The sequence below is a fragment of the Rhodanobacter sp. Root179 genome (assembly GCF_001428465.1).
Classification (GTDB): Bacteria; Pseudomonadota; Gammaproteobacteria; order Xanthomonadales; family Rhodanobacteraceae; genus Rhodanobacter.
Window position 1 is genome coordinate 1 of sequence record NZ_LMHR01000088.1, and the last position, 24,471, is coordinate 24,471.

General features: G+C 66.4%; 18 protein-coding genes and 1 tRNA gene. 14 read left to right on the forward strand and 5 right to left on the reverse strand.

Annotated features, from left to right (window positions below):
* Positions 1-162 precede the first annotated feature (162 nt).
* Positions 163-426, reverse strand: coding sequence for a 30S ribosomal protein S20 (gene rpsT, locus ASD82_RS15140; RefSeq protein WP_007804840.1), 264 nt, complete (start codon positions 424-426; stop codon positions 163-165).
* A gap of 69 nt (positions 427-495) precedes the next feature.
* Positions 496-693 carry a hypothetical protein gene (locus ASD82_RS17915; RefSeq protein ID WP_162253834.1) on the reverse strand — a complete coding sequence of 66 codons (198 nt, stop codon included), beginning with the start codon at positions 691-693 and terminating at the stop codon, positions 496-498.
* On the opposite strand from ASD82_RS17915, the gene murJ reads away from it, so the two are divergent.
* From murJ to ASD82_RS15210, 14 genes are all read left to right on the forward strand, one after another.
* Positions 647-2,257, forward strand: coding sequence for a murein biosynthesis integral membrane protein MurJ (gene murJ / locus ASD82_RS15145; RefSeq protein WP_056718644.1), 1,611 nt, complete (start codon positions 647-649; stop codon positions 2,255-2,257). The genes ASD82_RS17915 and murJ overlap by 47 nt on opposite strands.
* Before the next feature lie 49 nt (positions 2,258-2,306).
* Positions 2,307-3,260, forward strand: a complete 954-nt coding sequence (locus ASD82_RS15150; protein ID WP_056718645.1) for a bifunctional riboflavin kinase/FAD synthetase — start codon at positions 2,307-2,309, stop codon at positions 3,258-3,260.
* Between the two features lie 90 nt (positions 3,261-3,350).
* The gene (gene ileS, locus ASD82_RS15155; RefSeq protein ID WP_056718646.1) at positions 3,351-6,257 is read left to right on the forward strand and encodes an isoleucine--tRNA ligase; all 2,907 of its coding nucleotides are present in this window, start codon (positions 3,351-3,353) and stop codon (positions 6,255-6,257) included.
* A 200-nt stretch (positions 6,258-6,457) separates the two neighbouring features.
* Complete coding sequence (gene lspA / locus ASD82_RS15160) at positions 6,458-6,955, forward strand: signal peptidase II (protein WP_056718647.1); 498 nt, start codon at positions 6,458-6,460, stop codon at positions 6,953-6,955.
* 87 nt (positions 6,956-7,042) lie between these two features.
* The gene (gene ispH, locus ASD82_RS15165) at positions 7,043-8,002 is read left to right on the forward strand and encodes a 4-hydroxy-3-methylbut-2-enyl diphosphate reductase (RefSeq protein ID WP_056718648.1); all 960 of its coding nucleotides are present in this window, start codon (positions 7,043-7,045) and stop codon (positions 8,000-8,002) included.
* 94 nt (positions 8,003-8,096) lie between these two features.
* Positions 8,097-8,172 (forward strand) — tRNA-Thr (locus ASD82_RS15170).
* A gap of 184 nt (positions 8,173-8,356) precedes the next feature.
* Positions 8,357-8,941: a GspH/FimT family pseudopilin gene (locus tag ASD82_RS15175; RefSeq protein WP_056718649.1), complete on the forward strand. Its 585-nt coding sequence runs from the start codon at positions 8,357-8,359 to the stop codon at positions 8,939-8,941.
* Complete coding sequence (gene pilV / locus ASD82_RS15180) at positions 8,872-9,480, forward strand: type IV pilus modification protein PilV (RefSeq protein ID WP_235580736.1); 609 nt, start codon at positions 8,872-8,874, stop codon at positions 9,478-9,480. Before ASD82_RS15175 ends, pilV begins: the two co-directional genes overlap by 70 nt.
* The gene (locus tag ASD82_RS15185) at positions 9,477-10,526 is read left to right on the forward strand and encodes a prepilin-type N-terminal cleavage/methylation domain-containing protein (RefSeq protein WP_082585383.1); all 1,050 of its coding nucleotides are present in this window, start codon (positions 9,477-9,479) and stop codon (positions 10,524-10,526) included. Before pilV ends, ASD82_RS15185 begins: the two co-directional genes overlap by 4 nt.
* Before the next feature lies 1 nt (position 10,527).
* Entirely contained in the window at positions 10,528-11,142 is a 615-nt protein-coding gene (locus ASD82_RS15190) for a PilX N-terminal domain-containing pilus assembly protein (RefSeq protein ID WP_235580737.1), read from the forward strand.
* Positions 11,143-11,219: 77 nt separating this feature from the next.
* Entirely contained in the window at positions 11,220-15,158 is a 3,939-nt protein-coding gene (locus ASD82_RS15195) for a PilC/PilY family type IV pilus protein (protein ID WP_056718652.1), read from the forward strand.
* Between the two features lie 11 nt (positions 15,159-15,169).
* The gene (locus tag ASD82_RS15200) at positions 15,170-15,676 is read left to right on the forward strand and encodes a type IV pilin protein (protein WP_304437867.1); all 507 of its coding nucleotides are present in this window, start codon (positions 15,170-15,172) and stop codon (positions 15,674-15,676) included.
* A gap of 289 nt (positions 15,677-15,965) precedes the next feature.
* Positions 15,966-17,243, forward strand: coding sequence for an RNA polymerase sigma factor (locus ASD82_RS15205; RefSeq protein WP_056718654.1), 1,278 nt, complete (start codon positions 15,966-15,968; stop codon positions 17,241-17,243).
* 120 nt (positions 17,244-17,363) lie between these two features.
* Positions 17,364-21,086 (forward strand): EAL domain-containing protein, encoded by a 3,723-nt coding sequence (locus tag ASD82_RS15210; RefSeq protein ID WP_056718655.1) that lies wholly within the window; start codon positions 17,364-17,366, stop codon positions 21,084-21,086.
* 21 nt (positions 21,087-21,107) lie between these two features.
* Here the strand turns inward: ASD82_RS15210 and ASD82_RS15215 are convergent, their stop codons facing one another.
* Genes ASD82_RS15215 through ASD82_RS15225 form a run of 3 tightly spaced genes read right to left on the reverse strand, consistent with a single transcriptional unit; the run spans position 21,108 to position 24,461 of the window.
* Positions 21,108-21,746, reverse strand: a complete 639-nt coding sequence (locus tag ASD82_RS15215; RefSeq protein WP_235580738.1) for a DUF2894 domain-containing protein — start codon at positions 21,744-21,746, stop codon at positions 21,108-21,110.
* On the reverse strand, positions 21,739-22,377 hold the full coding sequence (locus tag ASD82_RS15220; RefSeq protein WP_056718657.1) for an OmpA family protein: 639 nt from the start codon (positions 22,375-22,377) through the stop codon (positions 21,739-21,741). The genes ASD82_RS15215 and ASD82_RS15220 overlap by 8 nt, the downstream gene beginning before the upstream one ends.
* Complete coding sequence (locus tag ASD82_RS15225; protein ID WP_056718658.1) at positions 22,374-24,461, reverse strand: DUF802 domain-containing protein; 2,088 nt, start codon at positions 24,459-24,461, stop codon at positions 22,374-22,376. The genes ASD82_RS15220 and ASD82_RS15225 overlap by 4 nt, the downstream gene beginning before the upstream one ends.
* Positions 24,462-24,471 lie beyond the last annotated feature (10 nt).

Genomic DNA, 24,471 nt, shown 5'->3' on the forward strand with positions numbered 1-24,471 from the left:
GGGGGGGGGGGGGGGGGGGGGGGGGCCCGCTCTTCGCCGAAGTCAAAAGCGAACCCCCTCCCAACCTCCCCCTGCGCGCAGGGGGAGGAGCCAACACTCGGGACCGGGCACGAAAAAGCCGGCTTGCGCCGGCTTCTCGTGCAACTCGAATCGCGCCCCGGCTTACGCCAGTTCGCGGATCTTCGCGTTGAGGCGGCTCTTGTGGCGGGCGGCCTTGTTCTTGTGGATCAGGCCGCGGGCGGCGTAGCGATCCATCACCGGCTGGGCGGCGGTGAAGGCGGCAACGGCGGCTGCCTTGTCCTTGGCCTCGATGGCCTTGACGACCTTCTTCAGGGCGGTGCGGACCATGGAACGTGCGCTGATGTTGCGCAGGCGGCGCTGTTCGGACTGGCGCGCGCGCTTCTTCGCGGACTTGATGTTGGCCAAGGTAGAACTCCGGAATGCAGGGTTGAGGTTGGAAAAAGACGCCAATTATGCGGGCGATTCGCCGATGCGTCAATCATTTACGCCGCCGGAATGGGCCGGCGGGGGCGTGTCGCCATCGGGGTGTCGCCATTCTGCCATATCCGGGCTGTCATCCGGCCCGCGCGGGCTGTCAGACTGTGCGCCCTGCGCGATCGGCGCCCAAGGCAGAAACCAGGCACTCATGAAGTCACCCAGCATGCTCCGCGGATTGCTCTCGTTCAGCAGCATGACGATGATTTCGCGGGTACTGGGCCTGGTGCGCGACATCTCGATGAGCCACGTGTTCGGCGCCACGGTGGCCACCGACGCCTTCGTGGTGGCGTTCCGCATCCCCAACTTCATGCGTCGGCTGTTCGCCGAAGGGTCGTTTTCCACCGCTTTCGTGCCGGTCTTCACCGAAGTGAAGGAAACCGGCAGCCACGATGACCTGAAGCGACTGATGGCGACCGTGGCCGGCACCCTGGGCGGCGTGCTGCTGGTGGTGACGGCGCTGGGACTGATCTTCGCGCCGCAGCTGGCCACCGCTTTCATCCCCGGCGCGCTGGACCAGCCGCACAAGTTCGACCTGACCACCGAGCTGGTGCGCTGGATGTTCCCGTTCCTGCTGTTCGTGTCGCTGACCGCGCTGGCCGGCGGTGCGCTGAACAGCTTCCATCGCTTCGCGATGCCGGCGCTGGCGCCGGTCATCCTCAATGTCTGCATGATCGTGGCGGCGCTGTGGATCGCGCCGCACCTGCATACGCCGATCCTGGCGATGGGCTGGGCGGTGCTGCTGGCCGGTGTGCTGCAGTTGCTGTTCCTGCTGCCGGCCCTGCGCAAGCTGGACTTGCTGGTGCTGCCGCGCTGGGGCTGGCGCCATCCGCAGGTCAGGAAAATCATGCGGCTGATGGTGCCCACGCTGTTCGGCTCGTCGGTGGCCCAGATCAACCTGCTGCTGGACACCATCGTGGTGTCGCTGCTGGTGACCGGGTCGCAGACCTGGCTGTGGCAGTCGACGCGCTTTCTGGAATTGCCGCTGGGCGTGTTTGGCGTGGCCTTGGGCACGGTGATCCTGCCGGCGCTGTCGCGTCACTATGTGGGTACCGACCAGGCGGGATTTTCGAAGGCGCTGGACTGGGGCCTGCGGCTCACCTTGTTGATCGCCGTGCCGGCCGCCATTGCGCTGGCGCTGCTGGCCGAACCGCTGGTGGCCACGCTGTTCCAGAATGGCCAGTGGACGGCTTTTGATACCCGGATGACCGCTGCCGCCGTGTTGGCGCTCAGTTGCGGCCTGCCGGCGTACGCCCTGGTCAAGGTGGTGCTGCCGGCGTTCTACTCGCGCCAGGACACCCGCACGCCGGTGAAGGCGGGCGTGGCGTCGCTGGTGGTCAACATGATCTTCAACGGCTTGCTGATCGCGTTGTTCTTCGAGCTGTGGGCGCCGGCGTCGGTGAAGCAGGGCAGCTGGCTGGAGGGCATCGCCCAGGTGCCCGGCCTGCACGTGGGCCTGGCGCTGGCCAGTGCGCTGGCCAGCTACGTGAACTTCATGCTTCTGTGGCGCTGGCTCAAGCGCGCCGGCGTGTACCAGCGGCAGCCCGGCTGGGTGCGGCACTGGCTGCGGCTGGGCTCGTCCTGCCTGGCGATGGCTGCCGTGCTGCTGCTGGGGCGCTGGCTGTGGCCGGAATGGGTGCACGGCGTTTCGGTGGCCACCCGGCTGTGGCGCCTGGCCGTGCTGGTGGTCGCGGGGGCGGGCACTTATGTCGCGGTGCTGTTTGCCGGCGGCTTCCGCCTGCGCGATCTGCGCGGGGCGTGAGCCGCGCCTGCGCGATTATCGGCGGGCGTCCGGCCGTTATACTCAGGCGATGATGAAACTTTCCAGGGATGTCGCAGGCCCTTGCCTGACGCCGCGCGGCAGCGTGATGGCGGTCGGTGCATTCGATGGTCTGCACCGTGGCCACCAGGCCTTGCTGGCGCAGGTGCGCGAACGTGCGCAGGCGCTTGGCTGCAGTCCCGTGGTGGTCAGCTTCGAGCCGCTGCCCCGGGCGTTCTTCTCGCCCGAACCGGTGCCGCGGCTGTCCAGCGTGCGCGAAAAACTGCGCGGCTTTGCCGCCGCCGGCATGGAACAGGCCCTGCTGCTGCGCTTCAACCGGGCGCTGAGCGCGATGTCGGCCGAGGATTTCGTGCGGCGGGTGCTGGTCGAGCGCCTGGCTGCGCGCGAGGTCTGGGTGGGTGGCGACTTCCGCTTCGGCCACAAGCGCGGCGGCGACGTGGCCTTGCTGGAGCGCATGGGCGCCGAACTGGGCTTCAGCGCCTGCACCATGCCGGTGATCCAGCTGGAGGGCGAACGGGTTTCCGCCAGCCGCGTGCGCGCCCTGCTGGCCGCGGGCGATTTCACCGGCGCCGAGCCACTGCTGGGCCGTCCGTTCGTGATCGACGGCAAGGTCGAATACGGCAACCAGCTGGGCCGCACGCTGGGCTATCCCACCGCCAACATCCACCTGCAGCAGCGGGTCAGCCCGATCCAGGGCATCTTCGCGGTGCGCGTGGGCCTGGGCGAGGGCGAATGCAGCTGGCCCGGCGTGGCCAGCCTCGGCGTGCGCCCCACGGTGAACCAGGTCAGCCAGCCGCTGCTGGAAGTGCACCTGTTCGACTTCGACGGCGACCTGTACGGCCAGCGCATGGCGGTGGAGTTCGTGGCCAAACTGCGCGACGAGCAGAAGTTCGACGGGCTGGAACCGCTGAAGGCGCAGATGGCGCTGGACTCGCGCCGGGCGCGTGAGCTGCTGGGCATGAACCCGCGACTGGTCGATGCGTGAGGCGGCTTCCGGCAGGCGCAGGTATCGTTTAACTTTGAACTCTTTGTCCGCGCTGGCGGACGGCAACGCTTCCATTACGGCACCCAGGCAATGACCCACGATTACAAGAGCACGATCAACCTGCCGCAGACGGACTTTCCGATGCGCGGCGATTTGCCGAAGCGCGAGCCGGGCTGGCTGGCGGAGTGGGAGCGGGTGGGGCGCTATGCGCAGATCCAGCAGAAGACCGCGCACCGCGATAGCGTGTTCGTGCTGCACGACGGCCCGCCTTACGCGAACGGCCCGATCCACATCGGCCATGCGGTGAACAAGATCCTCAAGGACATCGTGGTCAAGTCCAAGCTGCTGGCCGGCCAGCGCGCGCCCTACGTGCCGGGCTGGGACTGCCACGGCCTGCCGATCGAGATCGCGGTGGAGAAGAAGTTCGGCAAGCCGGGCGACAAGCTCGATGCGGCGGCGTTCCGGCAGAAGTGCCGCGAATACGCCGCCGAGCAGGTCGAAACCCAGCGCAACGACTTCAAGCGCCTGGGCGTGCTGGGCGACTGGGACCACCCGTACCGCTCGATGGATTTTCGCTTCGAGGCCGACATGCTGCGTGCGCTGGCGCGGATCGTTTCCAACGGCCACGTGCTGCGCGGCGCCAAGCCGGTGTACTGGTGCTTCGACTGCGCCTCGGCGCTGGCCGAGGCGGAGATCGAATACGCCGACAAGGTCTCGCCCGCCGTCGACGTCGCCTATGACGCGCTGGACGCGAAGGCGCTGGCGAAGAAGTTCGGCGTGGATGCCGGCGACGCCATCGTGGCCATCCCGATCTGGACCACCACGCCGTGGACGCTGCCGGAAAGCCAGGCGGTGTCGCTGGGCGCCGGGCTGGAATACGCGCTGATCGAAGGCCCGCAACGCGATGGCCGGCGCGTGCTGCTGGTGGTCGCCAGCGCGCTGGCCGACAAGGCCGCCCAGCGCTACAACATCTCCCTTCCCCCGCAAGCGGGGGAAGATGCCCGAAGGGCGGATGGGGGCGCTCTTCATGTACTGGGCCATGCCGAGGGCAAGGCGCTGGAAGGCTTCAAGCTGCAGCACCCGTTCTACCCGCGCGAAGTGCCGGTGATCCTGGGCGACCACGTGTCGGCCGACGACGGCACCGGCGCCGTGCACACCTCGCCCGATCACGGCGTGGAGGATTTCGTGGTGGCCCGCGAGTACGGCATCGGCCTGCTCAACTACATCGAACCGCGCGGCACCTATCGCATCGACACGCCGCAAGCGGACAGCCTCGCGCTGGGCGGCATGCACATCTGGAAGGCCAACGAGGCGCTGGTCGACCTGCTGCGCCAGCGCGGCGTGCTGCTGGCGTTCGCCAAGATCGAGCACAGCTACCCGCACTGCTGGCGGCACAAGACGCCGGTGATCTACCGCACTACGCCGCAGTGGTTCATCTCGATGGAGCAGCAGAACCTGCGCGACACGGCGCTCACCTCGATCAAGTCCGTGCGCTGGGTGCCGGGCTGGGGCGAGGAGCGCATCGCCGGCATGGTCGCCGGGCGACCGGACTGGTGCATCTCGCGTCAGCGCACCTGGGGCGTGCCGATCGCGCTGTTCGTGCACAAGGCCACGCAGGAACCGCATCCGCATTCGGTCGAATTGCTGGAGCAGGTCGCGCAGAAGGTGGAGCAGGGCGGCATCGATGCCTGGTTCACGCTGGATGCGGCCGAGCTGCTTGGCGACGACGCGCAGGATTACGAGAAAGTCACCGACGTGCTCGATGTCTGGTTCGACTCCGGCGTCACCCACTACACCGTGATCGACCAGCGTCCCGAGCTGCAGCAGGGCGCAGCCACGCACTACAAGGTGATGTACCTGGAAGGCTCCGACCAGCATCGCGGCTGGTTCCAGTCGTCCTTGCTGACCTCGGCGGCGATCCATGGCCGCGCGCCCTACAACGAGGTGCTCACCCACGGCTTCGCGGTCGACGCGAACGGCCGCAAGATGTCCAAGTCGCTGGGCAACGTGGTGGCGCCGCAGAAGGTGATGGACACGCTGGGCGCCGACGTGTTGCGCCTGTGGGTAGCCTCGGCCGATTACCGCAACGAGATGACCGTCTCCGACGAGATCCTGAAGCGCGTGTCGGACAGCTACCGGCGCATCCGCAACACCGCGCGTTTCCTGCTCGGCAACCTCGACGGTTTCGATCCGGCCACGCACCTGCTACCGGTGGCGGACAGCCTGCTGCTCGACCAGTGGGCCGTGCAGCAGGCGCATGACGTGCAGCAGGCGGTGACTGCCGCGTACGAGCGCAACGACTATCCGGACGTCATCGCGCGCATCCAGAACTTCTGCACCAACGAACTGGGCGCGTTGTACCTGGACATCACCAAGGACCGGCTCTACACCATGCCCACCGACAGTCGCGGTCGGCGCAGCGCGCAAAGCGCGATGTACCGCATCGCCGAGGCGCTGGTGCGCTGGCTGGCGCCGGTGCTGAGCTTCACCGCCGAGGAAATCTGGCAGCAGTTGCCGGGCGAGCGCGGTGACAGCGTGCTGTTCGAAACCTGGTACGACGGCCTGAGCGCGGCCCAGGCTTCGCCGGAACAGCGGCGCTGGTGGACCGACCTGCTGGCGATCCGCGATGCGTCCTCGCGCGTGCTCGAAGGCATGCGCAAGGCCGAGCGGATCGGCGCGGCGCTGGAGGCGAAGCTGGTGGTCCACGCCGACGCGATGCTTTCGACCCGCTACGCCGAAGCCGCCGACGAGCTGCGCTTCTTCTTCATCACCTCCGACTTCACCCTGGCCCCGCTCGCCCCGCGTGCGGACGACGCGGTGAAGGTGGAGCTGGATGGCGCCGAAGCCTGGGTTTCCGCCAGCGTCAGCGGCGCAGCCAAATGCGTACGCTGCTGGCACCGCCGCGACGACGTGGGCAGCCACGCCGAGCATCCGGAGTTGTGCGGTCGGTGCATCGGCAATATCGAGGGCGCGGGCGAAGATCGCCGCTGGTTCTGAGCCCGGCGTGCCCCCATCCGCCCTTCGGGCACCTTCCCCCGCAGGCGGGGGAAGGAAACGGCGGCGCCGCACTTCAAACGAACGGCGTCGTCCCACCACGTTCCTTCCCCCCGCTTGCGGGGGAAGGTGGCCGACAGGCCGGATGGGGGCGCTGCGCAGCAGCGACCACTACCATCGAAGAACACCAACGAGCCCATCCCATGATCAAACCCAACGCACTCATCTGGCTATGGCTGTCCTCCCTTGTCATCGCGCTCGACCAGCTCAGCAAATGGTGGGCGCTGCACGCGCTGCAGCCGATGGGCGTGCCGCATCCGGTGATTCCCGGTTTCCTCAACTGGACGCTGGCCTTCAACAAGGGCGCCGCCTTCAGCTTCCTGGCCAGCGGTGCGGGCTGGCAGCGCTGGTTCTTCGTGGTGCTGGCGCTGGTGATCAGCGCGGTGCTGGTGACCTGGCTGGCGCGCACACCACGCCGCGACTGGCGCACCAGCCTGCCGCTGGCGCTGATCGTGGGCGGTGCGATCGGCAACCTGATCGACCGGCTGCATGCCGCGCAGGTCACCGACTTCATCCACGTGTACTTCCGCCAGTGGGATTACCCGGTGTTCAACCTGGCCGATTGCGGCATCACGGTCGGCGCGGTGATGCTGGTCGTGTTCGGCCTGTTCGCCGGCAAGCCGGCGGACGGCGTGCGATAATTCGCCGCTGCAGCCTTTCGCATCTGCGAAGCGCACTCCTCCATCTCCCCATGCTTCGCAGGGGGAGGGACAAGGTCACGAGTTCCCATGGATATCCTGCTTGCCAACCCCCGCGGCTTCTGCGCCGGCGTCGATCGCGCCATAGCCATCGTCGAACGTGCGCTGGAATCGTACGGTGCGCCGATCTATGTCCGGCATGAAGTGGTGCACAACCGCTACGTGGTCGACAAGCTGCATGCCGACGGCGCGGTGTTCGTCGAGGAACTGCACGAAGTGCCCGATGGCGCCACGGTGATCTTCAGCGCACACGGCGTGTCGCAGGCGGTGCGCGAGGAGGCCGATCAGCGGCACCTGAAAGTGTTCGACGCCACCTGTCCGCTGGTCACCAAGGTGCACATGGAAGTGGCGCGGCTGGGTCGCATCGGCCGCAGCGTGGTGCTGATCGGCCACGCCGGGCATCCGGAGGTGGAGGGGACGATGGGTCAGTGGAACCCCGCCAACAGCGGCGAGATCCTGCTGGTCGAGTCGCTGGAAGATGTCGCCACGCTGGCGCCCGCGTTCCCGCAGCTGTTGTCCTACGTCACCCAGACCACGCTGTCGGTGGACGACACCAAGGCGATCATCGAAGCCCTGCGGCTGAAGTTTCCCGACATCGAAGGGCCGCGCAAGGACGACATCTGCTACGCCACGCAGAACCGCCAGGACGCCGTGCGCCGGCTGGCCGACGCGGTCGACCTGATGCTGGTGGTCGGCTCGGTCAACAGCTCCAACTCCAACCGCTTGCGCGAGCTGGCCGAGAAGCAGGGCGTGCGTTCGTTCCTGATCGACGGCGCCGAGCACATCGAGCGCAGCTGGCTGGATGGCGTGAACCGCATCGGCCTCACCGCCGGCGCTTCCGCACCGGAGAAGCTGGTGCGCGACGTGATTGCCCGCCTGCAGTCGTGGGGTGCCGGCGCGGTGCGTGAGCTGGACGGCGAACCGGAAAACATCACCTTCGCCCTGCCCAAGGAACTGCGCGTGGTCGGCGACAACAGCTCCAGCCTCTGACCCGACACGAGCCGCGGTGCGTGCGGCCCGTAGGGCGCTCACCGCCCGCCGCTTGCGCCACCCTGCCGCGACAACGTAAAATCCGCGGCTCTTTGCCGGAATAGCTCAGTTGGTAGAGCGGCGCATTCGTAATGCGTAGGTCGTAGGTTCGATTCCTATTTCCGGCACCAGAACCCCAAAGGCCCGCGCAAGCGGGCCTTTGCTTTTCCGGAGCGGCCCCCGCCCGTGATCCCCGTCACCCTTTCCAGCGGGCCAGCGGCCGTTTGTCGGCCAATCCCTACCGCTGGTCGGCTGGGGGCTGGCTGGCGGTGACGGCGTGGGTACAGTGCGCTCAGGGGTATCAGGGAGAATTCCATGCAAGTCTTGTCGTGTCAGCGAGCTGTCTCGCTGGTCGCATCGCCCGGGTCGGCGCGCCGCGCGCAGCGCGGTTTCACGCTGGTCGAGCTGATGGTCACCATGACCATTGCGCTGGTGCTGATCATGATCGCGGTGCCGAGTTTCAAGAACATCATTCTCCAGAACAAACTCACCACCGCCGCCAACGAGGTCGTCGGGGCCATCAATGTCGCGCGGATGGAAGCCATCAAGCGCAATGCCAGCACCCAATTGTGCGGCAGTGCCTCCAATGGCACGGATACGCTCGGCAGTGCATGCAAACAGGCTGGCGAGGTGTATGCGCTGAGCAATGGCGTGGTCACGCAAGTACGTGCTGGCACCAGCGGCATCAGGGCCCCGATCGCGTTGACCGGCAACATGATTCCGGTGCGTTTTGGTGGACAGGGGCTGGGGCACTCTCCCACCAGTACGGCGCCGTATTCCGGCCCGATCGCGGACATTTCCACTTCCTCGATCAGCACCCGCAATCATCGGTGCATCAGGATAACGGCAGGCTCGATCCTCGCCACGACCACTTCATCGGCAGCGTGCCCGACATCATGAACACTTCCTGCTCGGCCTCATCCTCGATTTTCGCGAAAGAAGCAGGTCGCATGCCCGCGCGCTTGCTCCGCAAGCGCGGGCTCCCTCCCACTGCGGCGACCCAGTCCGGCGTTGGCCTGATCGAGGTGCTGGTGGCGGTGCTGATCTTGTCGATCGGCTTTCTCGGCATCGCGGCGCTGCAGACCATGTCGCTGTCCACCAACAACAGCGCGATGGCGCGCAGCATGGCCACCGTCAGCAGTTACTCGATCCTGGATGCGATGCGGGCGGACAGCGTCAATGCCAAGAGTTCCGGCCTTCCTTACAACGGCACCGTCACCGCGAGCAGCTGTCCCACCACCACGACCACATTGGCCCAGGCCCAGCTCAAGCAATGGTGCGCACAACTCGGCAAGACTCTCGGTGAGGCAGCGACCACCACGGGCAAGATCGCGTGCGTGACCAGCGGCGAGTGCACAGTGACCATCACCTTCGACGACAGTCGGTCGGGCAAGGGCGGCAGCAGCACCCAGCAAATCATCACCAAGGCCATCCTATGAACAAGCGCCCCCACATTTGTCCGCCATGCACCGGCAATCCGGTACGGTCGGCGAAGTTTTCAGCGGGCTTCACCCTGATCGAGCTGATGATCGCCATGGTGCTGGGCTTGATCGTCATTGCCGGCGTTACCAGCGTGTTTATTGCCACGCAGCGCTCCTATCGCACCAACCAGGCGCTGGGTGACGTGCAGGACAGTTCACGCGTGGCGTTCGAGCTGATGGCGCGCGACATCCGCGATGCTGGCCTCACCGGTTGCGGCAATTCCGGGCGGGTTGCCAATGTGCTGAACCCCAGTGCGACCAATTGGTGGGCGGACTGGGGCAACGCGGTGCATGGCTATGGTGCAGGTACGGTGGTAGACCCAGCCTTGACGGTCGGTACGGCCGCGGGCAATCAGCTGACAGGCACCGACTCGCTGCAATTGCTGGGTGCTGCCGACACCGGCCTGAGCGTGGCAGCCACCCCCAGTTCGACGGCAGCCAATTTCAAGCTCAACGACACGACTTCGGATCTGAAGACCGGCGAAGTGATCATCGTCTGCGACCCCGACCATGCCACCATCGTGCAGATCAGCGATTACAACGACAGCAATGTCACGGTGGTGCACAACGTAGGCAACAAGGTTTCGCCCGGCAATTGTTCCAAAGGCATGGGCTACCCCACCGTGTGCAGCACCAACGGCACCGGCTACATGTTCGGGGCCAACTCGCAGATCTTCAAACTGGCTGCGGTGGACTGGTACATCGGTACCAACCCAGTGGGTGGCAAATCGCTGTACCGCATGACCGTGGACACCACGGGGGCCGCGCCAGCAACGAGTTCCCAGGAAATGGTGCGTGACGTCACGGCGATGAACCTTCGCTATCACGTGGCCGGTGGCGCCAGTTTCGTGGATGCAGCCACCGTGGCGGCCAACTGGCCCACCGTCGACTCCGTGCAGGTCAAGCTCACGCTGGAAAGCGTCGACAAGCGCGCAGGTACTGATACCAAGGCGATCTCGCGCGACTTCACGGCCACCACCACCATTCGCAACCGGGTGCCATGAGATGAACCACAAGACTCTCGATCCCTCGGGTTCCATCAGCCGCTCGCGGCGTCAGCGCAGCGCGAGGCTCCATCCCCATGCCGCTCAAGGTGGCGTGGCCTTGGTGGTGGCGATGATCCTGCTACTGGTGATTACCCTGGTCGGCCTGGCCGCCGTGCGCGGCACCATCATGCAGCAGAAGATGGCTGGCAACATGTACGACCGACAGCTGGCCTTCCAGAACGCCGAGGCAGCCATGCGTGCGGCGGCGGCAAGCATCCCCGACAATCCGGGCGACATTGCGCGCAATTGCCAGACCCCGGCCGTGATCTGTCTGACCAACCCGTTCGAAGACAAGAACCTGCCCGCAAACGGCATCAAGACGCTCAGCAAAACCCTGTACACGGCAGGTGCGCTGGCCGTCGGCCAGCCGCAGTACGTGATCGAGAACATGGGCAACTTCCAGGATCCGAGCGCCAGCACCGGGTTCAACCAGAGCGCCAACTCGCACAACTATGGCGTCAACGGCGGCACCATCACCAACATCTATTACCGCGTCACTGTCCGCAGTGCCGATCCTGCGGTCGTGGGTGACCGTGCCGTGGTCGTGCTGCAGGCCATGATCAAGCAGGGCTGAGCTTCCGGCCACAGGCCGACTTCACCAAGGGCGCATGGGCCTTCCCATGCCGCACCATCGCCAAGAGCGGAACCGACATGAACATCATTCCCCGTCTGCACAGCAAGTCCGGCAACCTCATCGGCAGACTGCTGACCACCGGTGTATCCGTCTGGCTGCTGGGCGTCGCCTTCACGCCGGCGCTGGCTGCCACGCAGAACCCGGTGGTCGAACAGGCCCCGCTGATCATCCAGAAGCCGCTGCCACCGAATATCGTGCTGATGCTGGATGACTCGGGGTCGATGGATTCGGATCTCATGCCGGATAGTGGGTCTCTTCCAAGCGATACAGCCGGGACGACATCCAATCCGGACTCGTACCGCATTGCTTCCAATAACGGAACCTATTACGACCCAACGATCACTTACAAAACGCCACCGTATGCGACGAAGCAAAGCGATGGTTCGACCAATTACCCGGTGCCGACCAATATTGGCGCCGCTCCCAATAATGGATTCAGTGGTACCAGCACGAAAGACGTTACGTCCTACAACGGCGGGACTTACGATTATTTTACGAGTCTTCAAGTCACCACGACGACTCCCTATGACCCAATTCCCGTCTATACTTATTCGTGCCCGAAGGGAGGGGCGTTAAATAGCTTTGGCGGAACTAATTATTGCGTAATAAGTTACAGCAATTATTATGTCGCAACGGCGACCATTTCGGGTTATTCATGCAATGGCACTGATTCGAAGAATGCTGACGGTAAATGTGTCCTGATCGGAACGGCCAATAAAAACTTCTTCACTTACGACACGGGTACGGCAACGGGAAAGCTTTCGGACGGCACGCTTGTCCGGAATTACGTTGGCAAGACCGCCGGTGACTGCGCCAGTTTGACATCGGCGACGGCCAAGGCCGTCTGCAAGGATGACGCAACAACCCAGAAAAATGTGGCAACGTGGTTTTCGTTCTACCGCACGCGCATGTTGATGGCCAAGAGCGGTGTCATGAATGCGTTTTCCGGGGTGGAGTCGAACTTTCGCGTGGGCTTCGGTTCCATTGGAGGAAGTAATGCAAGCAAGAGTTCGTTGGGAGATGACTACTACGCCTTCACCACTTCTGCGCACAACGTGACATACCAGACGGGTATCGCGCAGGTAAAGCCATTTGGTGACGGTACCACCGGTACTCAAAAGAGCAGGCTATGGAGTTGGCTGGTGGGCACGACGCCTAGCAGCTGGACACCTTTGCGCGGCGCCTTGGACGCCTTAGGTAAATATTATCGTACCCAGCAGCCCTGGCTGACGTTGAATGGAGAGTCCGGGTACGTCAGCGGCACCAATACCGAACTGGCCTGCCGGCAGTCGTATACCATCCTGACCACGGATGGCTTCTGGAACGACGATGCGCCCGCCAACATCGGCAATGTGGACAACACCAAGGCCGGTCCCATTCCAAGGCCCAACAATCTGCCTACCGTTACTTACACCCCTGCCTCCCCTTATTCGGACAGCAACAGCAGTACGCTGGCCGACGTCGCCATGAAGTATTGGGTTACCGATTTGCGCACGGCCTCCAACGAGGTGCCGACCAGCAAGGAAGATCCGGCTTACTGGCAGCACATGGTTACATTCACTTTGGGCATGGGCTTTTCGCCGGTCAATATTTTGGGTGACAGCACGGCGGATAAGGACATCTTCGCCTGGGCCAATGGCGGCTCCGCCATTGCCAATTTCAAGTGGCCGACGCCTTCGAAGGACAACATAAACAATATTGCCGACTTGGAGCATGCCGCGGTCAACGGCCACGGCGGCTTCGCCTCCGCGAAGACACCCGACGAGTTCAGCAATGCCTTGAAGAAGGCGCTGCAACGCGCCTCCGACCGCGTGGGTACGGGCGCCAGCCTGGCGGCCAACTCCACCCAGTTGAAAACCGGTGCGTTCGCCTACCAGGCCAACTACTACACGGGCGACTGGAAAGGCGACCTGAAGGCAATCAAGGTGGATCCCAACAACGGCACGCTGGCCACGTCGGCGTCGTGGACCGTATCCAGCGAAATGCCTGCGGCCACCGACCGGAAGATCTATACCTGCGTGACCTGCACGACCTCGTCGGCGACGGCTGTGGCGTTCAAGACCGTCACTGATCTGTCGAGTGCCCAACAGACCGCACTGGGCAGCGACGCGACGGCGCAGCAGAACATGATCGACTATCTGCGCGGTGACGGCTCCAAGGAGGTCGGCAAGACGGGCGGCGTCTACCGTCCCCGTACCACGCCGCTGGGCGATATCGTCGATTCGCAGCCGGTCTTCGTGGGCCAGCCCGACGCGAACCAGTTTGTCGGCCAGTCGTTCACGGGATCGGACACCTATCTTTCCTATGCCTCGACCGTCCGGAATGGCCTGATTTTCGTGGCAGCCAACGACGGCATGCTGCATGCGTTCTACACCGATGACATCGCCGCGACCGATACCACGGCGGCCATCGCCGCAGGCACCGAGGCCTATGCCTACCTGCCGTCGGCCGTGATCACCACCAATACCAGCACGACCACGCCGGCGCGGGCCACCAGCGACCTGACCACCTTGGCAGACCCTGGCTACGGCACCACGACGGCGGTGCCGCACCAGTACTTCAACGACGGCGAGCTGACCGTGGCCGATGTGTATTTCGGATCGGCCTGGCATACCGTGGCCGTGGGCACCACAGGTCGTGGCCTGGCCAAGACGGTCTATGCGCTGGACGTGACCAGTTCGACGCCCAAGCTGCTGTGGGAGCGCTCCGCCGGTGACGGCAAGACCAATGCCGACTACATCGGCCAGATGACCGGTAAGCCGGTGATCGCCCAGACCAATGATAAGGGTAGCGCGGATCTGACGGGCAACAGCAACTGGTCGGTGCTGATCGGCAATGGTTACAACAGCAAGAACAACGTAGCAGCATTGCTGCAGTTCAATATCTCCGATGGCGCTCTTACCGTGCATCAAACGGACTCCACGACCAATAACGGCCTAGCTGCACCGGCCGTATGGATGGATGACCTGTCCACGGGTATCAGCACGACGGCGTATGCGGGTGATGCGCAGGGCCGGGTGTGGTCGTTCCTGCTCAACGCCATCGTGCAGTCCGGAAACGGCAACAATGCCGTCTACACCCCCACTGCTTATCCCGACAGCACCGGCACCAAACTGTTCACCGCCACCGATGGCACGAACGCACAGCCGATCACGGCCGGCATGCTGGTGGGCAAGAACCCGACCACCCAGGACCTGTGGCTGTTCTTCGGCACCGGGCAGTACCTGGGCAACGGCGACCTTGCCACGAAGACGACCCAGTCCTGGTACGGATTGATCGTGAAGGCGGGACCGAGCAGCGGCAGCAAGGTCGTGACCACCAGCACGACGCGCACATCGACCACCACCCAGCTGAAGCGGCGCTCGATCATCGCGGAAACGCCGGGAACCGACGCGGTTCTGAATGACGACGGCACCATCAAGACGGCGGCGATCGCGCCGGCGCGGGCAGTGACGGCGTTGCCGACTACTTCCGACATGACCGACATGTCGGGTTGGTACATGGATTTGCTGTCGCCGACCAGCACGACCGCCGATGGCAAGGTGACATACACCGCCAATCAGACCGCCCAAGGCGAGCGGATCGTCACGCCCAGCCAGTTCCAGGGCAACCAGTTGCTGGCCACCACGCGCATCCCCGAGGCGGCCGACCTGTGCAACCCTTCCGGACGCGGCTGGATCATGGCTGTCGACCCGTTCACCGGTACCAATCCGAAGTCGAGCTTCTTCGATCTCAATGGCGACGGTCAGATCAACCAGCCGGCCGATTACATCATGGTGAACGGAGTCGCGGTGGCCACCAGCGGCATCGGTTTCAGCTCGCTGCCGAACAACCCGATCTTCATGGGCGGCACGATGTTGGTGAGCTTCGACAACGGCAGTGCCAGCAGTATCAAGACCTCCGGCACATCCAACACCCTGCAGCGCGTTTCATGGCGCGAAATGATCGCCCAGTAAAGGACTGAATGATGAAATCGCTCTCGAATGAAGGCAGTTGTTTCTCGAATCTCGGGTCGCCGGCGACCCGAGGCGAGGGTGGGTCGTGCCGCATCGGCGGCTTCACCTTGATGGAGCTGATGATCACGGTGCTGATCATCGCCATCCTCGCGGCCATCGCCTGGCCGATCTACAGCAAGTACGTGACCAAGACCCGCCGCGTGGCAGCCGAGGGTTGCCTGTCGGAGTACGCGAACTACATGGAGCGGTATTACACGACCAACCTTCGTTATGATCAGGATGCTGCAGGTACCGGTAACAAACTTGCACTGGCCAATCTGGATTGTGCCGCCGCTGCGCAGACCGGGCGCTTTTACAGTTATGCGTTTCCCACTGGTGCGGCGAGTACGTCCAAGTACACGATCCAGGCCACGCCGATAGAACCTCAGAAGACCAAAGACGCAAAGTGCGGCAATCTGAAGTTGACCAACACCGGCGCGCGCACTGCCGACGGCACCGACCCGGGCTCATGCTGGTGACGAGGAACGCGACGCGCGCATGACGGCGCGTTGCACGGTTCGATAGCGCTTCAACCACCGGCCTTCCGCTGCAACAGCGGAGGGCCGGTTTCTTTTTGGGCTGTCGCCAGCCGTTTTCTCCGGGCTGCCAAGCCGGACACGAACCGTCGTTCGCGTCGCGATGCGGGGGCGGCGGACGGTGGTCCGCCCTGCGGGGTGTCGTGGGTTTGCGTGAATCCGGCATTGTTCGCCATGCGAGCGCGGCGGGATGTGTTGCGCTGGCGCCGTGGCAATGCTTTGATCGACGGTCATGAGCCAGACTGATACCCATCGCGCCATCGATACCGTGTGGCGAAGCGAATCCGCGCGGTTGATCGCGGGGCTGACCCGCATGCTGCGTGACGTGGGGTTGGCCGAGGAGCTGGCGCAGGATGCCCTGGTGACGGCGCTGGAGCAGTGGCCGCGCAGCGGTGTGCCGGAGAACCCCGGTGCGTGGCTGATGACCACGGCCAAACACCGCGCAATCGACCGCCTGCGCCGCAGCAAGCTGCTGGAGCGCAAGCATGCACAGCTGGTGCATGAGCTGGAGCACGAGCAGGAGCACGCCCACGCGGCGGCGGAGGCGGCGCTGGATGATCCGTTCGGCGACGACCTGCTGCGGCTGATCTTCGTCGCCTGCCATCCGCTGCTGTCGATGGAGGCCCGCGTGGCGCTGACCCTGCGCCTGCTCGGCGGCCTCAGCACGGAGGAAATCGCGCGCGCCTTCCTGATTCCCGAGCCCACCATCGCGCAGCGCATCGTGCGGGCCAAGCGCAGCCTGGCCAAGGCCGAGGTGGCCTACGAGGTGCCAAGGGGCGACGAACTGCACGAACGCCTTTCCGCCGTGCTCGGGGTGATCTACCTGATCTTCAACGAAGGCTATTCGGCCACCACCGGCGATGACTGGATGCGACCTGCGTTGTGCGATGACGCGCTGCGGCTGGGGCGCGTGCTGACCGGTCTGATGCCGCGCGAAGCCGAGGTGCACGGGTTGCTCGCGCTGATGGAAATCCAGGCCTCACGTTCCGCCGCCCGCGTGGATGCGCAGGGCGAACCGATCCTGCTGCTGGAACAGGACCGCAACCTGTGGGATCACCTGCGTATCCGCCGGGGACTGGCTGCACTGGAGCAGGCGGGCAGGCTGGGTGGGGCCGAGGGTCCGTATGCGCTGCAGGCGGCGATTGCCGCGTGTCACGCGCGCGCCTCGACCAGCGAGCAGACGGACTGGAATGGCATCGCCGGCCTGTACGCGACGCTGGCCGAAGTGGCGCCTTCGCCCATCGTCGAGCTCAACCGGGCGGTGGCGGTGGGCATGGCGGCGGGCGCCGCCGCCGGGCTGGCGCTGGCGGATGGGCTGGTCGACGAGCCGAGCCTGCAGAAGTACCACCTGCTGCAGGCCGTGCGCGGCGACCTGCTCGAACGGCTCGGCCGTCGTGGCGAGGCGCGGGAGGCGTTCGAGCAGGCGGCCGCGCTGACCATGAATCGGCGCGAACGCGAGTTGATGCTCGGTCGCGCCCGCCTCTGTGCAGGCGACCCGCCACCGGCGTGAGCCGCCGACATCGCCATCCTGCCGCGCGCCTGCACGCCGTGATGGATTCCTGCCGGCGGCCGTGCTGAAGTAGGCCGGAAGGGGAACCCTCGTCCACGCGTACGGGACACTGGCGGGCGAATGAACAACCAGGAACAGGCCCGCGCCGAACTCAGGGAACGCTTCTACCGGAGCGTGGCGGAAACCCTCGCGCTGTTGCATGCCAAGCCCGATCGCGATCGCGAAGGAGTCATGCAGACCATCGCCGGCATCCTGGCGTCGACCATGGATCTGCCGCTGGTCTGGATTGGCCGGCGCGAGTCGGCTAGCGATGCGGTCCAGGTGCTGACCGCCGCCGGCCCGGCGGCGGCTTACGCGACGGCGCTCAAGCTCAGTGCGGATGCCTCCCAGCCTGGTGGCCGTGGCCCGGTGGGCATCGTGTTGCGACAGGAGCAGGCTCGCGCCACCTCGGTCGATGCCCCGGAGTTCCGGCCGTGGCGCGAGGCGGCACAACCCTGGGGTTTCGGCTCCTGCATCGCGGCTGCGGCGAGGACGCGCGATCATGGCCAGCTGGTGCTGGTGGCCTATTCCGGCGACGGTGGCCCGAGCCTGAGCGCGGAACTGCTCGACTGGGAGCAACGGCTGGTCGATGAACTGGCCCGCTTCTGGGACCACCACATGCTGCTCCAGCGCAGCCTGCGGATGAGCCGCTACCGCGATGCGCAGCGCACGATCCAGCGCGCGCTGCTGGAGCAGCCCGATCCCGAGGCGGTCTACCGCACGCTGGCGCAGGCACTGGCCGGGATCGCCGGCGCGGCCGCGGTCGACGTGTTCGCCGCCGATGGCGAGGACGGCCTGTTGCGCCGGGTGGCCCTGGTCGGCCCGCTCGCCGAGGTCATGCTGGCCTTGCCGCTGCCGCCGCTGCGCATGGACGCCGGCGCGGTGCCGGTACCCACGCTGGCCTTCATGCAGGGTGCGCCGGTGATCCGGCGGCTGGGCGCGCCGCCGGCCGATGCCGACGTCTGCGGCGACTTGCCCGCGCACGCAGGGGCGCTGGGTTGCTGGCCGCTGTTTTCCGCGCCGAACGACACTGCCGCGATGCGGGTGCCGGCTGGCGTATTTGCCGTGGCCACCGTCGAGCCGGATGCGTTCGACGACGAGATGTGCCGCCTGCTGGACGAGATCGCCGACGCCGCCGGGCTGGCCCTGAAGCAGCATGCCCAGCGCGACGCCCTGCTGCAGGAGCAGCAGCGGCAGACCTACCTGGCCCTGCATGACGACCTCACCGGGCTGCCCAACCGGCGCGCGCTGGATCAATACCTCGACAAGGTGCTGGCGCAGGCGCGCCGGCACTCCCGCCAGGTCGCCGTGGGCCTGCTCGACCTGGACGACCTGAAGCCGATCAACGATCTTTGCGGCCACGCGGTGGGCGATCGCATCCTGATCGAAGTGGCGAGCCGTTTTCAGCAGGTGCTGCGCGCCAACGATTACGTGGCGCGCCTGGGCGGCGACGAGTTCGTGCTGGTGTTCGGCGATCTGGAGGACGAGTCCGACCTGGACGAGCTGCTCGGGCGCGTCGACGCTGCACTGCGCCGGGCGATACGTATCGACGATGCGGTGTTTTCGGTCGCTGCCAGTCTGGGCATCGCGATGTATTCCAGCCAGACGATCGCCACCGGCGAACAATTGCTGCGGCGCGCCGACCAGGCGATGTACCAGGTCAAGGCACGCAAGCGCAGCCGTTCGCGCTGGTGGGGCATGGCCTTGCCCGAAGGCCAGCGGGATCACACGGTCGAGCTGGACGTGGTCGCCGCCCCTTATGGCGATCATGCCGGCGACCTGCTGCAGGCCTGCCGGGAAATCTGGGAGCGCCAGCTGCCGGCGGTGGTGGAGCAGTTCCACGCCGGGTTGCGCCTGCACGAAGGCATTGCCCGGCTGCTCGACGTGCTGCCGGCGGCCGACCTGGAAACCTTGAAGCTCCGCATCCTGCAGCACCTGCAGTTCCTGTTGCGGCCGGACCTGGATGTGGACACCCATCGCAAGCGGGCCAGCCGGACCGGCCTGTTCCACGCCGGTTGCGGACTGGAGGAGGTGTGGTTGCTGGAGGCGATCGAGCAGTTGCGCGACATCCTGGCGATGCAGCTGGGCGGCAGCGGCCCGAACGATCGCCGCGCACTGGCGATCCTGTTGCAGCGTCTTGGCATGGAGCGCCAATGGCAGCTGGAGAGCATGCGCGAGCTGCAGCGTCGCCGGGTCGCCCTGCTGGCCCGGGTGAATGCGCTGGCGTGGTCGGCCGAAGGCTATCTCGAACTGATCCAGGGCGTGGTCGATGCGCTGGTGTCGCATCGGGAAATCGCCGCCTGCGCGGTGGGCCGCCCCGACGCGTCGGGCGAGCTGACTTACGAGGCGGTGGCCGGTGTCGCCTTCGCCGAATACCTGCATGCACTGGGCACCGGCAAGGCCATGCCGATTCGGGTGCAGGCCGGCAGCCCGGACGGCGAGGGGCCGAGCGGGCGGGCCTGGCGCAGCGCGACCATCCAGCGCTGCACGCACTACGGCAGCGATCCGTCGATGCTCGGCTGGCGCGACATCGCGCTGAGCCTGGGCGTGGTTTCCAACGTGGCGATTCCGCTGTCGCCGGTGCCGGCGACGCCGGCCGTGCTGCTTACCCTGTACAGCCCGTATGCCGGCGGTTTCCAGGGCGAGGATCAACAAGCCTTCGTTGGCCAGATCAAGAGCGTGCTCGATCTTGCGCTGGCCCGCCTGGCGCCACCGCGGCAGGGCACCGAGCTGCTGCCGTTCTTCGTGCGCGAGCGCTGGCGTGCGCTGGTCGCGACCGACGCGCTGCAGATGCACTACCAGCCGCTGATCCGCTTGGCCGACGGCTCGGTCGGCGAGTTCGAGGCGCTGGCGCGCCTGCGCGACGACGGCGGCGAGCTGCTGTCGCCGGCGCGCTTTCTTCCCGCGCTGGGCGCCGACGATCTGCTGGCGCTGTTCGGCCAGGGCGTGCGGCAGGCGCTGGCCTGCCGCGAGGCGCTGCTGCAGGCCGGCCACCCGCTGGACATGTCGGTGAATGTGCCCGCGGCGGCGCTGGAGGACGTGCGCTACGCCGGGGTGCTCGCCGGCCTGCTGTCCGGCAGCCGCTGTCCGCCGCCGTCATTGCTGCTGGAAATACTCGAGTCGCCGATCGGCACCGAACATGACGTGGTGTTGCATGGCCCCGGCATGCAGTCGCTGCGGGCGCTGGGCATACGCTTGGTCGAAGACGATCTGGGCGCGGGCTACAGTTCGCTGATCCGCCTGCGCCAGTGGCCGTTCGACCGCATCAAGATCGATCAGGCCATCGTGCTGCAGGTGCGACAGGACCCGCTGGGTACCTTGCGCTTCATCCGCCAGCTGATCCGCATCGGGCACGACCTGCAACTGGAGGTGGTGGTCGAGGGGCTGGAATCCGCCGAGCTGTTCGAGGCCGCCGCGATCCTGGGCGCGGACTTCGGCCAGGGTTATGCGCTGGCGCGTCCGATGCCGACCGATGCGCTGGCGAACTGGCTGGTCGGCCATCGGCATCCGCCGCGCCGGGGCGGGCCGCGAACCGGGCTCGGTGCGCTGGCCGGCGAGTTGCGCTGGGAAGAACAGTTCGTGGCGCTGCCGCCGGAGCCGGCGTTCTGGGCAAGGCATGCCGGAGGCAACTGCGATCCGGGCGAGTACCTGCACGGCGCGAACCTGGGCGCGGCGCTGAACGCGAGTCATCAGGCGATGCACGAGGCAGCTCTGGCCGGTCCGCTGGACCCGGTCTATCGCCGTCGACGCGAGGCTTTCCTCGCGCTGCTGGTCGAACACGTGCTGGAGCGGGAAGGCGGTTGAGCGGGCTTGCGTCGGCGCGCGTCAGTCCGCGCGCTTGCCGCGGACGCGTTTCCTGCTGCCGCTGGCGCGCGCGCTCTGCGGTGCTCCGAACGCACCGGCTTCCTTCATCTGCTCCATCCACGACAAGGCGTCGAGGTAGGCCAGGAAATGCTGGAGATAACCGGGCGAGAGTTCGCGCATGAGGGTGAGCGAACGGTGCACCAGGCTGCCGGAGTTGAGCGGGCCGGCGTTGGCCGGCACCTGCTCGAGCGATTGCCGCAACTGGCTGCGGGCGCGCACATGCGTCCACAGGCTCCTGAATTCGCCCAGTGATTCGAGCACGGGCAGGGCGGCCGGCGCGGGCGCTTTTCCGGTGACGGCGGAGTCGGCACGAACCGCGGCGATTTCCTCGACCAGCCGGCCCAGCGCGCCAGGCCTGGATGGCTGGGCGAATGCCGTGGCGCCGTCGAGTGCGCCTGTCGAGTGCTCGACTTCGTTCGCATAGGCATCGACCAGGCTGGCCAGCCGTTCGTCCAGCATGCAGCGCGCCGTGCCCTGCTGATCTGCCGCGTGCCGCTCCAGCGCGTCGATGAGCTGGAAGCGGACGGGGTCCAGCCGATCGGCCTGCCGCTCGCGCCACGCGTCGAGCATCGCCCGGGTTCGCGAGCAGGTGTCAGTCACGGGGCGTGGCCGGCTGCTTCGGGATCGGCGACATCTCCACGCGCCGATTGCGCGCGCGTCCGTCCTCGTCGACATTCGGACTCACCGGCTGCTGCGCGCCGAACGCGGCGGCAAACACCGCGGAAGCGGGCAGGCCATCGGCGATCAGGGCGCGCGTCACGGTCAGGGCACGCTGGGCGGACAGCTCCCAGTTGTCGGCGAACTGGCGATTGCCGCCGCTGATCGGCCGGTCGTCGGTGAAGCCGCTGACCATCAGGATTTCATGGCGCGAAGCGAGATACGCGGCGAGCGGCGCGGCCAGGCTTTTCAGCAGTTCGCGGCCCGCGGGTTGCAACTGGTCGGAGTTCAGCGCGAACAGCACGCTGCCGCGGATGCCGATGCGTCCGTTGACCAGGGTGACCCGGCCGGCGGCCAGCGGCACGGCCAGCGCCTGCTCCAGCGTGATGCGGCGTTGCGCCTCGATCTGGCGCTGGCGCACTTCCTCCTGCAACTTGCTGGACAGCTGCAGCTGCATGCCGATCACGCCCACCAGGATCAGCACGAACACGCCGAGCAACACCGACATCAGGTCGCCGAAGGCGGCCCAGATCGGCGCGCCCGTTTCCTCGATGCCATCGGTCTCCCCGCTCATGCGGTTTCGGCTCCCGCGCTGGCGGCAAGCTGCTGCATCTCGCCGATGATCTGTTTCTGCGACAGCATGCTGAGGTCGATGACTTCCCTGGCCTGCGCCACGTAATAGGCCAGCTGTTCGTCACTGCGCGCCAGCGACTTGTCCAGCGCCGCCTGGATGCCGAGCAGGCGATCCATCAGCATGTCGTTGGCCGTGCCGAAGCTGTGCACCGCACCGGCGAACATTTCGCCCAGGCTGGCCACCTCGGTTGCACTGCTGCTGACCTGGGCGGCCACCGCGCCGAGCTTGCCGGTCTCGTTTTCCACGTGCTCGGTGAAGCGGCTGCTGACCCGTTCCAGCAGGTCCGCCGAGGTGGCCACCAGTGCATCGACGGCGGTCCGCTGTTCGGTGGAAGCGTGGTTCACGGCGTCGAGCAAGGTGTCCAGCGTGGCCAGCAGGCGGCTGCGTTCCTCCAGCATGGCGTTGTCGCGGACCATGCTGTCGGACAGCTTCTGGCGCAGCTCGGCGACCACTTCGGCCGCGGCGCGAGGCGCCTCGGAGGCCGCCTGCACCAGTCGGGAAATCTCGGCGATGGTGTCGCTGGCGTGGGCGCGGGTCTGCGCCGAGATGTCCTGCGCGGTGCTGGCCAGGGTGTCGCAGATCTGCTGCTGGCGGCTGGCGGTCTGCTCGCCTGCAAGCTCCCATTGCCGGCCCAGGGCGGCGGTCATCGCCGCGAGCTGCTCGGCCCACTGCGCCAGGCGTGCGCTGTCCCGCTGTTCCAGGGTCGTCTGCAGGTCGGCGTGCGACTGCTGCACGACGCGCACCAGCGACGTCGCGTGTTCCTCGAAGCTCGCAGCCGCCCCGCTCATGGCCTGCTGGTTGCGTGCGACCAGGTTCTCGTTGGTGGCCTGCTGCGTCGACAGCGCCGTGCTCCACGCTGCCGCCGTGCTGTCCGCGGTGGCGTCCAGCCGTGCAGAGACGCTTTCGACCAGGCTGGCTGAGCGCTGCTCGAAGGTCTCGGCGAAGCGCTCCAGCGTGCGATGCAGCTCCGCGTTCAGCGCACCGTTCGACTGGCGCTGCGCGTCCAGCGCATCGCGCCAGCGTTCCGCCAGCTCTTGGGTGCTCGCGGCGAGCCCGCTCGACACGCCGTCCAGCTGCTGCTGCACAGCCCGGCTCACGCTGTCGTGCAGCGCGGCCGTTTCGCGCGCCAGGCCCGCCATCGTCGCTTCCATCGCGGGCTGCAGCGCGGCGCCGACGGCCCTCGCGTTCGCCGCCATGCTGTCCTGCATGGCGGCCTCGATGGCAAGGGCCAGGCGCGTGTGGGTCGCCTCGGCGGCGGCGTTGAAGCTTTGCTGGCTGGCCAGTTGGCGCTCGCTGGCGGCAAGTCCCTGTTGCTCGATGGCCGTCATCATCGCCTGCAGGCGATCGACCAGCGCCGGCATCAGTTCGGTCTGTTGCTGCAGCAACTGGAACGAGGCTTCGCGCTGGTGGCTCTGCGAATGGACGCGCAGGGTAGTGGCGATCTTCGTGTCCAGCGCTTGCACCGCCTGCAGGCGCTCGCGCCGGCACAGCGCGGAAAGCAGGCCCAGCATCGCCGAACTCGCCACGCCTGCGATCGAGGTGCCGAACGCGAAACCCAGACCCTTGACCGGCGCGGCCAGCGACTCGCGGATGGCCTGCAGGTCGGTGGCGCTTTCCAGCGCCATGCCGGTGCCGCGCAGCGTCGCCATCATGCCCAGCAAGGTGCCCAGCATGCCCAGCAACACCAGCAGGCCGACCAGGTACGGCGTCAGCACCGGCACCGGCAGGGCCACGCGGCCACCCTCGATGCGCAGGCGCGTGGCGTTGCGCAGGCTCGGGTGCAGCTCCGCGAGCCAGTCAGCCAGGTGGTCCGGCGTGGCGGACAGCCCGCTGACGGCGCGCGTCAGGGTCGAGCTGGCCTGCCGATAGCGATGCAATTCCAGGGCGCCGGCCAGGTAGCACGCGGCAATCAGCGCCGCGACCGCGGCGCCCGCCGGATTGGAGCCGAGATAGCCGGCGCCGATCCAGCAGACCACGGCGAGGCCTGCGCAGAACACGGCGAGGTGGAGAAAATTTCTGAACATGACTTCCCGG